The sequence below is a fragment of the Mycolicibacterium vaccae NBRC 14118 = CIP 105934 genome (assembly GCF_001552715.1).
Classification (GTDB): domain Bacteria; phylum Actinomycetota; class Actinomycetes; order Mycobacteriales; family Mycobacteriaceae; genus Mycobacterium; species Mycobacterium vaccae.
Genome location: NZ_BCRS01000076.1, coordinates 1 through 12,127 on the forward strand (window position 1 = coordinate 1; position 12,127 = coordinate 12,127).

At 69.9% G+C, this 12,127-nt stretch carries 12 protein-coding genes and 1 pseudogene; 4 read left to right on the top strand and 9 right to left on the bottom strand.

The genetic code is table 11. The features are described from left to right. The 3 genes and pseudogenes from MVA01S_RS15840 to MVA01S_RS31520 all read right to left on the bottom strand — a co-directional run. Positions 1–206 (bottom strand): annotated as a pseudogene (locus MVA01S_RS15840) (SDR family oxidoreductase); the annotation flags it as partial. Between the two features lie 64 nt (positions 207–270). Then, the gene (locus MVA01S_RS15845; RefSeq protein ID WP_003930503.1) at positions 271–1,770 is read right to left on the bottom strand and encodes an alpha,alpha-trehalose-phosphate synthase (UDP-forming); all 1,500 of its coding nucleotides are present in this window, start codon (positions 1,768–1,770) and stop codon (positions 271–273) included. Continuing rightward, positions 1,770–1,937, bottom strand: coding sequence for a hypothetical protein (locus tag MVA01S_RS31520; RefSeq protein WP_003930502.1), 168 nt, complete (start codon positions 1,935–1,937; stop codon positions 1,770–1,772). The genes MVA01S_RS15845 and MVA01S_RS31520 overlap by 1 nt, the downstream gene beginning before the upstream one ends. Before the next feature lie 79 nt (positions 1,938–2,016). Here MVA01S_RS31520 and MVA01S_RS15850 point away from each other — a divergent pair, with 79 nt between their 5' ends. Continuing rightward, on the top strand, positions 2,017–2,913 hold the full coding sequence (locus MVA01S_RS15850; protein WP_003930501.1) for an enoyl-CoA hydratase: 897 nt from the start codon (positions 2,017–2,019) through the stop codon (positions 2,911–2,913). Positions 2,914–2,968: 55 nt separating this feature from the next. Beyond that, a complete protein-coding gene (locus MVA01S_RS15855; RefSeq protein ID WP_003930500.1) occupies positions 2,969–3,811 on the top strand; it encodes an SDR family oxidoreductase in 843 nt (280 codons plus the stop codon). Positions 3,812–3,879: 68 nt separating this feature from the next. Here the strand turns inward: MVA01S_RS15855 and MVA01S_RS15860 are convergent, their stop codons facing one another. From MVA01S_RS15860 to MVA01S_RS15885, 6 genes are all read right to left on the bottom strand, one after another. Next, complete coding sequence (locus MVA01S_RS15860) at positions 3,880–4,767, bottom strand: NAD(P)-dependent oxidoreductase (RefSeq protein ID WP_040541192.1); 888 nt, start codon at positions 4,765–4,767, stop codon at positions 3,880–3,882. 73 nt (positions 4,768–4,840) lie between these two features. Then, positions 4,841–5,314: a (2Fe-2S)-binding protein gene (locus tag MVA01S_RS15865; RefSeq protein ID WP_003930498.1), complete on the bottom strand. Its 474-nt coding sequence runs from the start codon at positions 5,312–5,314 to the stop codon at positions 4,841–4,843. Further along, entirely contained in the window at positions 5,307–6,221 is a 915-nt protein-coding gene (locus MVA01S_RS15870) for an FAD binding domain-containing protein (protein ID WP_003930497.1), read from the bottom strand. The genes MVA01S_RS15865 and MVA01S_RS15870 overlap by 8 nt, the downstream gene beginning before the upstream one ends. A gap of 10 nt (positions 6,222–6,231) precedes the next feature. Next, positions 6,232–6,924: an SRPBCC family protein gene (locus tag MVA01S_RS15875; protein ID WP_003930496.1), complete on the bottom strand. Its 693-nt coding sequence runs from the start codon at positions 6,922–6,924 to the stop codon at positions 6,232–6,234. 2 nt (positions 6,925–6,926) lie between these two features. Continuing rightward, entirely contained in the window at positions 6,927–9,308 is a 2,382-nt protein-coding gene (locus MVA01S_RS15880) for a xanthine dehydrogenase family protein molybdopterin-binding subunit (protein ID WP_003930495.1), read from the bottom strand. A 92-nt stretch (positions 9,309–9,400) separates the two neighbouring features. Further along, positions 9,401–10,522, bottom strand: a complete 1,122-nt coding sequence (locus MVA01S_RS15885; RefSeq protein ID WP_003930494.1) for an XdhC family protein — start codon at positions 10,520–10,522, stop codon at positions 9,401–9,403. Positions 10,523–10,550: 28 nt separating this feature from the next. Between MVA01S_RS15885 and MVA01S_RS15890 the strand changes: the two genes are divergently transcribed. Together MVA01S_RS15890 and MVA01S_RS15895 are read left to right on the top strand one after the other, a co-directional pair. Further along, a complete protein-coding gene (locus MVA01S_RS15890; protein WP_003930493.1) occupies positions 10,551–11,216 on the top strand; it encodes a M15 family metallopeptidase in 666 nt (221 codons plus the stop codon). Between the two features lie 16 nt (positions 11,217–11,232). Beyond that, the gene (locus tag MVA01S_RS15895; protein ID WP_064635187.1) at positions 11,233–12,126 is read left to right on the top strand and encodes a DKNYY domain-containing protein; all 894 of its coding nucleotides are present in this window, start codon (positions 11,233–11,235) and stop codon (positions 12,124–12,126) included. Position 12,127 lies beyond the last annotated feature (1 nt).

The following is a 12,127-nucleotide window of genomic DNA, read 5'->3' on the forward strand; positions in this document are numbered from 1 at the left end:
GCCAGCAGCGCGCCGTCGAGGCGGCCCGCGCACGCGGCGAGCACCTCTTCGGCGGCCCTGCTGCGGCCTTCAGGCGTGGACAGGTCGGCCACCACGTCCGCGTCTTTGATGTCCACGGTGATGACGGTGTGCCCCTGCGACCTCAACTGGGCCACCGCGGCGGCGCCCATCCCGGAGGCCGAACCGGTGATCGCGTAGGTCCCCATCATGTGCCTTTCGCCTGGCGTCGGTTTCGGTTCCGCTGGTATCGGAACACTAGCCGAATCCGGTTCACTCCTCGGGGGGCGGTTCCTCCGACGCGAGGGCGCTCAGGAAAGACCTCGCCCACCGGTCGACGTCGTGGGCCAGAACCTGCCTGCGCAGCGCGCGCATCCGGCGCCTGCCCTCTACGGGCTCCTGGTTGAGCGCGGCCTCGATCGCGTCCTTGACGCCCTGGGTGTGGTGCGGATTGCACAGATACGCCTGGCGCAATTCGGCTGCGGCGCCGGTGAACTCGCTGAGCACCAGCGCGCCGCCCAGGTCGCTGCGGCAGGCCACGTACTCCTTGGCGACGAGGTTCATGCCGTCGCGCAGCGGCGTGACGAGCATGACGTCGGCCGCGACGAAGAACGCGACCAGATCTTCGCGCGGGATCGGGCGGTGCAGATAGTGCACCACCGGGTGACCCACCTCGCCGTACTCGCCGTTGATGTGGCCGACCTGGCGCTCGATGTCCTCCCGCATGGCGATGTAGCTCTCCACGCGCTCGCGGCTGGGCGTCGCCAGCTGCACCAGCACGGTGTCCGCGGGGTTGACCCGGCCATCATCGAGAAGCTCGGAGAACGCGTTGAGGCGGACGTCGATGCCCTTGGTGTAGTCCAGCCGGTCGACACCGAGCAGGATCTTGCGCGGATTGCCGAGCTCGCCGCGGATCTGCTTGGCCCGCTGCCGGATCGCGCGGCTGCGGGCCTGCTGGTCCAGGTCGGCGGAGTCGATGGAGATCGGGAAGGCGCCGACCTTGACCGTGCGGAAGCCGACCTGGACCTCCCCGAACCGGGAGCGCACGCCGATGGTGGCACGAGAGGTGCTCGCCCCCACCAGCCTTCGGGCCAGGATGAGGAAGTTCTGGGCGCCGCCGGGCAGGTGGAACCCGACCAGGTCGGCGCCGAGGAGGCCGTCGATGATCTCCGAGCGCCACGGCAGCTGCATGAACAGTTCGACCGGGGGGAACGGGATGTGCAGGAAGAACCCGATGGTCAGGTCGGGCCGCAGCATGCGCAGCATCTTCGGCACCAGCTGAAGCTGGTAGTCCTGCACCCACACGGTCGCGCCCTCGGCCGCGGTCTTCGCGGTCGCCTCGGCGAAGCGCCGGTTGACCTCGACGTAGCGGTCCCACCACTGCCGGTGGTAGATCGGTTTGACGATCACGTCGTGATACAGCGGCCACAGGGTGCCGTTGGAGAAGCCTTCGTAGTACAGGGCGACATCCTCGGCGCTGAGCCGCACCGGGACGAGCGTCATCCCGTCCTGCTCGATCGGCTCGGTGGTCGCGCCGGGGTCGTCGGCGTCCTCGGGAATGCCGGGCCAGCCGATCCAGGCGCCCTGCCGGCGTCGCAGCAGCGGCTCCAGCGCGGTCACCAGACCGCCGGGGCTGCGCTTGAACTCCGTGGTGCCGTCAGGAAGCCGCACCATGTCGATGGGCAGCCGATTGGCCACCACGACGAAATCTGCCGACGCAGAGGGCGGCACCGGGGACGTCGAGTCGGAGCGGACCTCGGGACCGCTCGCCATCAGGCGTCGGCGAGCTTCGCCGGTCCGATGCCGAGCATCGACAGGAAGACGCGGCACTCGTCGGCGTCGGTCGCGTAGGCGGCGACCACGCGACGCGCCTGACGTTCGGTGACATCGGCGATGGGTTCGACGTCGCCGATCTCGGCGGGATCAGGTTTCGCAGGCATGACACAACTGTAGCCAACTGCGGGGTAGCCGCCGGGGTGCTGTGCTCGGGCATGACACTTCGGCCGTAATGTGCAACGCGTGGGCGATCACGAGCAGGTGACATACGAGACTCTCGACGAGGGTCGCATCGCGCGGATCTGGCTGAACCGGCCGGACGCGCAGAACGCGCAGTCCCGGACGCTGCTGGTGGCGCTCGACGAGGCGTTCGGCCGGGCCGAGGCCGACGACCAGGTCCGGGTCGTCATCCTGGCGGCCCGGGGCAAAAACTTCTCGGCCGGACATGATCTCGGCTCCGAGGAGGCGCTCGCCGAACGGGCGCCGGGCCCCGGCCAGCATCCGACCTTCACCTGCAACGGCGCCACCCGCGAGGCTGTCAGTGAGCGGACCTACCTGCAGGAATGGCACTACTTCTTCAACAACACGAGCCGCTGGCGCGATCTGCGCAAGATCACCATCGCCCAGGTGCAGGGGAACGCGATCTCGGCCGGTCTGATGCTGATCTGGGCCTGCGACCTGATCGTCGCGTCGGACGACGCCAAGTTCAGCGACGTGGTCGCGGTGCGGATGGGCATGCCCGGGGTCGAGTACTACGCACACCCGTGGGAGTTCGGCGCGCGCAAGGCCAAGGAACTGCTGCTGACCGGCGACGCGATCGATGCCGACGAGGCGCACCGGCTCGGCATGGTGTCGAAGGTGTTTCCGCGTGCCGAACTGGAGGACAAGACCCTGGAGTTCGCGCGGCGAATCGCCGAACGCCCGACGATGGCGGCGCTTCTGGTCAAGGACTCGGTGAACGCGGCCAGCGACGCGATGGGCTTCGCCGAGGCGCTGCGGCACGCGTTCCACATCCACGAACTCGGCCATGCGCACTGGGCGGCGCACAACGAGAACCGCTTTCCGGTCGGTCTTCCGCCGGACGTGCCGGACTGGCGCACCCTGGGCGCGCCAAAGCTGTCCCGCCGCGACGAGCCGTGACGTATAACTGGAACCTGTTCTAGTTAGGCGGGCTTCCGACTTGGAGGGACTTCACATGCTGCTCTCATTGACCGATCGCACGTACCTGGTCACCGGGGGTGGCAGCGGGATCGGCAAGGGCGTCGCCGCCGCGGTGGTGGCCTCCGGCGGCAACGTGATGCTGGCCGGGCGCAACGCCGACAAGTTGGCTGCCGCCGCCGAGGAGATCTCGGCGCAGCACGGTGACGGCGTCGGCCAGGTGAGCTACGAGCCGGCCGACGTGACCGACGAGGACCAGGCGGCCCGGCTGGTGGAGGCCGCCACCGCGTGGCGCGGGCGGCTGGACGGCGTGGTGCACAGCGCGGGCGGGTCCGAGACCATCGGCCCGATCACCCAGATCGATTCCGCCGCCTGGCGCAACACCGTCGACCTGAACGTCAACGGCACCATGTACGTGCTCAAGCACGCCGCGCGGGAGATGGTCCGCGGGGGCGGGGGAGCGTTCATCGGGATCTCGTCGATCGCGTCGAGCAACACGCACCGCTGGTTCGGCGCCTACGGCCCGAGCAAAGCCGCGCTGGATCACCTGATGATGGTCGCGGCCGACGAACTCGGGCCGTCTTCGGTGCGGGTCAACGGGATTCGCCCGGGGCTGACCCGCACCGACATGGTCGCCCCGATCATGGAGTCGCCGGCGATCAGTGAGGACTACCGCGACTGCACGCCGCTGCCGCGGGTCGGCGAGGTCGAGGACGTCGCCAATCTGGCGGTGTTCCTGCTCAGCGACGCGGCGAGTTTCATCACCGGGCAGGTGATCAACGTCGACGGCGGCCACGGGTTGCGACGCGGCCCCGACCTGTCGAGCATGCTCGAGCCGATCTTCGGCGCCGACGGGCTCCGGGGCGCCGTCGCTCCCTAGCGACGAGATTGCATCCCGGTAGGTCTGCGCGCGCTTTTACCCGCGTGGAATGAGGTTTCGGCGGGGGATCAGCCGGGTTTCGGGCCGCCGGCCTCCCAGGCGGCCAGGGCGCCCAGCGCCGACCAGTCCAGGTCGCGACCGCCGCCGGCCAGCAGCGCCAGGAAGCGGTCGCGGATCAGGCTGGCCACCGGCATCGGCACCTCCAGTTGCTCGCCGGCGGCCAGCACCAGCCGGACGTCCTTGAGGCCGAGATGGGCGGCGAAGCCGGCGGGCTCGAACTCGCCGCGCGCGAGCAATCCGCCGTAGGTCCGGTACGCGGGTGCGCCGAACAAAGTGGACGTCAGCAGCTCCAGATACTGCTGTTTGTCGACGCCGGCCTTGCCGACCAGCGCGAGTGCCTCGCCGAGCGATTCGATCACCGACGCGATCAGGAAGTTGCCCGACAGCTTCACCAGGTTGGCGGTGTGCGGGTCCTCGCCCAGCACGAACGTGCGCTGCCCGACCGCGTCGAAGGCGGGTTGCAGGCCGGCCACGGCCGAGGCCGGGCCCGCGGCCACCACGAACAGCTCGGCCGCGGCGGCGGCCGCCGGCCTGCCGAACACCGGCGCGGACACGAACACCTGCCCGGCATCGGCATGCGCGGCCGTCAGCCGCTCGGCCAGTGCGACGCTGATCGTGCTGGACGACATGTGGGTGGCGCCGTCCGGCAACGACGCGACGATGCCGTGGTCACCGAAGGTCACCGCCTCCACGGCGGTGTCGTCGGCCAGCATCGAGATCACGACGTCGGCCGCACAGGCCGCGGCGACCGTCGGTGCGGCGGTGGCGCCGCGTTCGGCCAGTGCCGCGACCTTGGCCGGCGATCTGTTGTACGCGATGACCTCATGACCGGCCGTCAACAGATTGGCGGCCATGCCCGAGCCCATGTTGCCCAGCCCGATGAATCCGATCCTCATACCGACACCCTGCGCCGGAATCGCCATCCACGCAGAGCATTGGCGCATTTGCGCGGGCAGTCCCGGCGTGGGGTCAGCCGGTGCTCTCGGCGGCGCGCTTCACGGCGTTGACGATGCCCTGGTAACCGGTGCACCGGCAGAAGTTGCCGGACAGACCCTCGCGGATCTCCTCGTCGGTGGGGGTGGGGTTGTCCCGCAGCAGTGCGGTGATGCTGGTGACGAATCCCGGTGTGCAGAAGCCGCATTGCAGGCCGTGGCATTCGCGCATCGCGGCCTGCACCGGCGACAGCGCACCGTCCTCTCCGGCGATCCCCTCGACCGTGGTGACCTCCTGGCCGTCGACCTGTACGGCGAAGACCAGACACGACCGCACCGCCTGGCCGTCGAGAAGCACCGTGCAGGCGCCGCATGCCCCGTGCTCACAACCCAGGTGGGTGCCGGTCAGGCCGCATTTGTCCCGCAGGTAGTCGGCCAGCGTCAGCCGCGGTTCGACAGTCCCGGCGTAGCGCCTGCCGTTGACCGAGACTTCGACGGGGTGTTCATGCATTGAGGGCCGTCCTCGTTTCAAGAGCCGTTTCAAGAACCGCAGTGGTTGCCTGTGTCCATGCCCGCGCGGCCATCGTGGCGCCGACCTTGGTGCGGTACGCCGCGGTGCCCTGCAGGTCGGTCGGTACGTCCCGCAGCGCGGAGACGGCCAGCCTGCCGAACTCCTCGGCGGTGATGTCGGTGACCGGACTGCCGACGACCGCCTCTTCGGCCGGGGTGCCCCGCTCGGGCGTCGAGCCCAGGCCGAGCAGGCCGAGGCCGCAGCGCGTCACCCTGTCGTCGTCGTCGACCTCGACGGCGAGGGTCGCGCCCGCGATCGCGAAGTCGCCGTGCCTGCGGGCGAACTCCTGGACTGCGAAGCCGCAGCGCCCCGACCACACCGGGAACGCGACCGCGGTCAGGATCTCGTCGGCGGCCAGCGCGGTCTCCCACAGGCCGGTGAAGAACTCGGCCGCCGGGATGCGCCGGCTGCCCCGCGCCGACGTCGCCTCGATCTCTGCGTCGAGCGCCAATGCGACCGCGGCGTACTCGGCGGCGGGGTCGGCGTGCGCGATCGCCCCGCCCAGGGTGCCGCGGGTGCGGATCTGGAAGTGCCCGATGTGCGGGGTGGACAGCGTGAGCAGCGGAACCGACTCGGCTACTTCGTCATCCATGCCGACGAAGGCGTGCGGGGTGCCCGCCCCGATCCACACCGACGGTGCGGGGTCGTCGCGGAGCTCGATGTTGCGCAGCTGCTCGACCCGGGAGATGTCGATCAGGTGCTCGAAGTGGGTGAGCCGCATCGCGAGCATCGGCACCAGGCTCTGCCCGCCGGCAAGGATCTTCGCGTCCTCGCCGAGGTCGCCGAGCAGTGACACCGCGTCGGCCACCGTGTCGGGGCGGTGATAGGCGAAAGGGGCTGCCTTCATGAGTCTGTCGTCACCCCAGCAGCCGGGCCAGTGCGGCCTGCAGGTCCTCGGCCAGCACCGCCGTGGCCGGGGCCCGGCGCCTGCGCCGACCGATCAGGAAGCCGATGGCGCCCGCCGCCACCGCGGCTCCGATCGCCGGTGCGAAGCGCTTGGCCATCGGCACCGCAACCACCTTGAGCAGGTCGACGGAGTCTCCGGTCGGCTGTGCGGCGACCGCCGCCGTTTCGGCGGTCGGTGCCGTCGTGGTGCCCGGTGCCGCACCGCCCAGCAGCTCGGCCTCCAGGCTGCGGGCGAACTGGTCGATCAGGTTGCCGGAGACGTCGGCGAGCACGCCGCGGCCGAACTGGGCCGCCTTACCCGAGATCGCCAGGTCGGTGGTGATGCTGACGTGGGTGGAGTCGCCCTCGTCCTTCAGCTGCGCGGTGACGGTCGCCGCGGCGGTGCCACTGCCCCGGGTCTCCTTGCCCTCGGCGCGCAGCACGATTCTGCGGGCCGTCGCGTCCTTGTCCTGGTAGGACGCAACACCCTTGTAGGACACCGTGATCGGGCCGACCTTGACTTTTACGGCGCCGTGGAAGGTGTCGCCGTCGACCGACAGCAGCGTCGCGCCCGGAAGGCACGGTGCCACCTGTTCGACGTCGGTGAAGACGTCCCAGACCTTCGCGGGCGGCACCGCGACCCGGAATTCGTTGTTCAGTTCCACCGTCAGTGGTCCTTTCCTGCGCGCTCGATGAGCTCGACGATCGTGGCCGGCGTGGCGGGTAGTTGGGTCAGTGTGACGCCCAGCGGGGCCAGTGCGTCGTTGATCGCGTTGATGACCGCCGGCGGTGAGCCGATCGCCCCGCCCTCGCCGGCGCCCTTGTACCCGCCGACCCCGGGTCCCGGAATCTCCACGTGCCCGAACTCGATCGGCGGCACCTCGGTCGCCGTCGGCAGCAGGTAGTCGACGAAGGTGGACGCCACCGGGTTTCCGGCGTCGTCGTAGGCGAGCTTCTCCAGCAGGGCGCCGCCGATACCCTGCACGGTGCCGCCGGCCACTTGGCCTTCCACCACGTTGGGGTTGATCATCGGGCCGACGTCCTCGCTGACGATGTAGCGGGTCAGTTCGACCCGACCGGTCTCGACGTCAACTTCGCAGGTGCACACGTGAGTTGCGTTGGCCCAGTGGATCATCGCCTGCGAATTGAAGCGCGCCGTGGCTTCGAGGGTGGGGGAGACACCGCCCAGCTGGGCGGGGTCGTAGTGCGAGCGGTAGGCGATGTCGGCGAAGCTCACGCTCTTGTCGGAATCGCTGCGCACGGAGGCCCTGGAGTTCGCGAGCTCGATGTCGGAGCCCTCGACGCCGAGGATCTGCGCCGCGATCGCGATGATCTGCGCGCGCAGGATCGCTCCCGCCTCGTTGACCGCCCCCGCGGTCATCGGCGCGCTGCGGCTGCCCTGGGTGCCGGCGCCGTACGGGGTGACCGCGGTGTCGCCCTGGATGGTGGCCACGTCTTCGATGTTGGCGCCCAACGCATCCGCGGTCAGCTGCACCACGGTGGTCTCGATGCTGTTGCCGGCCGAGCCGCCGTTGACATAGACGTTGATCTTGCCGGTGGACTCCATCCGGATCGTCGCGCCCTCGGTCGCGAGGTTTCCGGTCGCGGCCCCGGTGGGTTCGATGTAGGCCGAGAAGCCCAGCCCGATGTAGCGGCCCGCGGCCAGCGCCTCGGCCTGCTCCTTGCGGAAGCCCTCGTGGTCGAGGATCTTGACGGCCTGCTCGAAGGTGTCGGCGGGCGCGCAGTTGTCGTAGGGCATGCCGTTGGCGTTGAAGAACGGCATCTCGTCGCCGCGCAGGATGTTGATCCGGCGCAGCTCCACCGGGTCCATCCCGATCTTGCGCGCCGCACAGTCGAGAAGTATTTCCCTGGTGAGGGTTTCGTACTGCCACGGTCCACGGTAGGCGTGCAGGCCTGGGGTGTTGGAGAACACCGTCTTGTAGTTGAAGCTCGCCTTGGGCACCCGGTAGGGGCCGGGGAAGAACATGCCGATCGCCGCGGTGGTGAGCACCGGGTAGGGCGTCGGGTAGGAACCGACGTCCTGGATGAAGTCGATGTCGGCGGCCAGGATCTTGCCGTCGGCGTCGAACGCCATCCGCACCTTGCCGTCAACGTGTCGGGACTGGCCGGCCGACATCAGGTTCTCGCGCCGGTCCTCGATCCACTTCAAGGCCACGCCTGATAGCGCGTTCGACGTCGCAGAAGGCACCTTGCGCGCGGCGAGCAGGATGCACATGTCCTCGCGCATCGGGACGACCTTCTGCCCGAAAGCGCCTCCGGTGTCCCGCATGATCACCCGGACGCCCTGGGCCGGGATGCCGAGCAGTCGCGCGGCGAACGCCCGCAACTCGTGCGGTGTCTGCGTGGATGCCCAGATCGTCAACTCGTCGGTCGTCGACGTCCATTCGACGACCATCCCGCGGGTCTCCATCGGCACCGGCACGTACATCTGCTGATAGATGTGTTCCTCGACGACGTGCGGGGCGGTCGCGAAGAGTTCCTCGTCCGGCGGCATGCCGCCCATTCCGCCGGCGACGTTGTCGGGGTAGGCCGCGTGCACGACCGCGACCCCGGCCTCGGCGCCGCCGACGGCCTTGCGGAAGTCGGCCACCGCGGGCAGTGGGTCGTAGTCGACCTCGACCAGGTCGACCGCGTCCTCGGCCAGATACCGGCTGTCGGCCACCACGAGTGCGACCGGGTCGCCGACGAACTTCACCTCACCCTCGGCCAGCGGCGGGCGCGGGGTGTCGGGGACGTCCTTGCCCGCGACCGCGTGCCAGGACTCCCGGACGTCCGGGTTCAGGTCGGCGGCGGTGAACACCGCGTGCACACCTGGCAGCGCGAGCGCGGCGGACGCGTCGATGCCGTTGATCGTGGCGTGGGCGAACGGGCTGCGGACGAAGCAGGCGTGCAGCATGCCGGGCCGGTTGATGTCGTCGACGAAACGGCCGTGCCCGGTGAGCAGGCGGCTGTCCTCCACGCGCGGGACGCGCTGGCCTGCATAGCGCGCGGTGACGGCGTCGGCAGCGTTGACGGCGGTGTCGGTCACGGTGGATCACACTCCTCGGGCTGTGAAGAGTGACGTTATCGCATCGGAGAGCGACATTTCCACTGTTGGTGTCTCACGTTGGGGCACGGGTCTCACGACTCGTGGTGGATGCGCCCCCGGGTCTCGGTCAGCGGACGGCCACCGCCACCCCAGCGCCGGGCGATGATCTCTGCGGCGATCGAGACCGCGGTCTCCTCGGGGGTGCGGGCGCCCAGGTCCAGCCCGATCGGGCTGGACAGGCGCGCCAGCTCGGCGTCGGTCAGGCCCGCCTCGTGCAGCCGGCCGATGCGGTCGTCGTGAGTGCGCCGCGAGCCCATCACGCCGATGTAGCCGACCTCGGGAAGTCGCAGCGCCACCTCGAGGGCGGGCACGTCGAATTTGGGGTCGTGGGTCAGCACGCAGATCGCGGTGCGGGAGTCGATCTCACCGGCCTCGGCTTGCGCGCGCAGATACCGGTCGGGCCAGTCCACCACCACCTCTTCGGCGGCCGGGAACCGCGCTGCGGTCGCGAACACCGGCCTGGCGTCGCACACGGTCACCCGGTAACCCAGGAACGCCGCCTGGGTGGCCAGCGCGGAGGCGAAATCGATGGCGCCGAACACCAGCATCCGGGGGCGGGGCGCATGGCTGGAGACGAACACCTCCATGCCCGACTCCTGACGCTGCCCGTCCGCGCCGTAGGACAGGGTCGCGGAACGCCCTGCCAGTAGCAGGCCGCGCGCGTCGTCGGCCACCGCGTCGTCGGACCGCGGGGAACCGAGCGAGCCCTGCCGCGAGTCCGGTCCCACGATCATCCGCAACCCCACCCGCTGCGGGTCGGGGTGGGCGATCACCGTCGCCACGGCGACGGCGCGATGCGCGGCGATGTCGTCGGCGATCTGCTGCAACTGCGGAAATGTCTGCCGGGACACCGGTTCGGTGAAGATGTCGATGGTGCCGCCGCAGGTCAGGCCGACGGAGAAGGCGTCGTCGTCGCTGATCCCGTACCGCTGCAGTTGCGGTGTGCCGTCGGCCACGACCTCAATGGCGGCGTCGTAGACCGCCGCCTCCACGCATCCGCCCGACACCGATCCGGCGACCGAGCCGTCGGGGGCCACCACCATCGCCGCGCCGGGCGGGCGGGGTGCGGACCGGATCGTGCGCACCACGGTGGCCAGGCCGGCGGTCGCGCCGGACCGCCATACGGCCAGCAACTCGTCGAGGACGTCGCGCACGAGCGCAGTGTATGCCTACTGTAGGCGGATGAACGTTGTCGCCCTGCGCTGCTTGATCATTGGCGCGCTGGCTGCCGTGGCCGCGGTGGGGCCGTCCACGACCGGCGCGGCGGCACCGCCGCCGCCGGTGTCGGACGCCGCCCGCGCGGCCGGATTCGTCGACGTGCGCAGCGTGGTTCCCGACGCGGTGATCGACCTGCGCTACGCGACGCCGGACAACTTCGTCGGCATGCCGTTGTACCCGGCAGGAGCCCGCTGCATGGTCCACGAGTCGCTGGCGCCGGGCCTGGCAGTCGCCGCGGATCTGCTGCGCTCGGGCGGAGAGCGGCTCGTGTTCTGGGACTGCTACCGCCCGCACGCGGTGCAGGTCCAAATGTTCGAGGTGGTGCCGGACCCGGTGTGGGTGGCGCGGCCGGGACCGTACGCGCGCAGCCATGTCGCGGGCCGCTCGGTGGACGTGACACTGGCCGGCACCCACGGTCTGGTCGACATGGGCACCGACTTCGACGACTTCTCGCCGCGCAGTCCGGCGTTCGCCACCGACGGCGTCAGCGCTGCGGCGCAGGCGAACCGTGCCCGGTTGCGCGACGCGATGACCGCAGGCGGCTTCACCGTCTACGACGGCGAGTGGTGGCATTTCGACGGACCCGGCGCGGCGGTGGAACGCCCGATTGTCGATGTACCGATCGTTTAGGTGCTTCGATGGGCCCATGCGCGGAGTCGTCTCCACAGCCAGGGCAGCTGCACTGGCAGTGGTGGTCGCGCTCGCCGTCACCGCCGGGACGGCGTGCAGCCGCGGCGCACCGCCGGACCCACTGATCGACGACGCCGGCTATCACGTGCGCAACAGCGCCGTCTACTATCTGAACCCGTTCCCCGGCAATTCGTTTCGCGTTGAGGGGGCGGACGCGGAGACGTTCGAGGCCTTGGACCGCACCTACGCCCGCGACCGCGCGCAGGTGTACATCAACGGCCAGGTGCTGCAGGGCGCGCACGCCGAGACGTTCAGGCTGCTGGACAGGCCGGGGTTCTCCAGGGACCGCAGCCGGGTGTATCAGCATCACGATCCGATCAGCAGCGACCCCGACAACTTCGTCCTGCTGGCCGACGATCTGGCCCGGGACGGAAGCAGCGTGTACTGGCTCGGCGCAGGCGTGTTGTCCAGTGATCCAGCACATTTCGTGATCATTTCGGACGAGGACGACTATCTGTACGCCAAGGATGGAGCCGCCGTGTTCGTCAACGGCAACGTGATCGCAGGCGCGCACCCCGCGACGTTCCGGGTGCTGGAGGGCGCGTACTCCCGCGACGACCACGGCGCATTCCATTTCGACCAGCCGATCCCCGGGGCCGACGTCGACACGTTCCGGGTGCTGCAGAGTCCGTACGCGACCGACGCGACCCGGGTGTACTGGATGGGCGACGTCATCGCCGGTGCGGACCCCGCCACGTTCGAGGTGCTCAACGCCAACTTCGATTGTTCGGCCGACCGCAGCCGGGCGTTCTACCGGCAGGCCGAGATCGCCGGCGTGGACCCCGCGACGTTCCCGGCCGGCCGCCCCGTCACGGGGTGTTCGAGGACGACGATCTCGTTCGCGGAGTGAG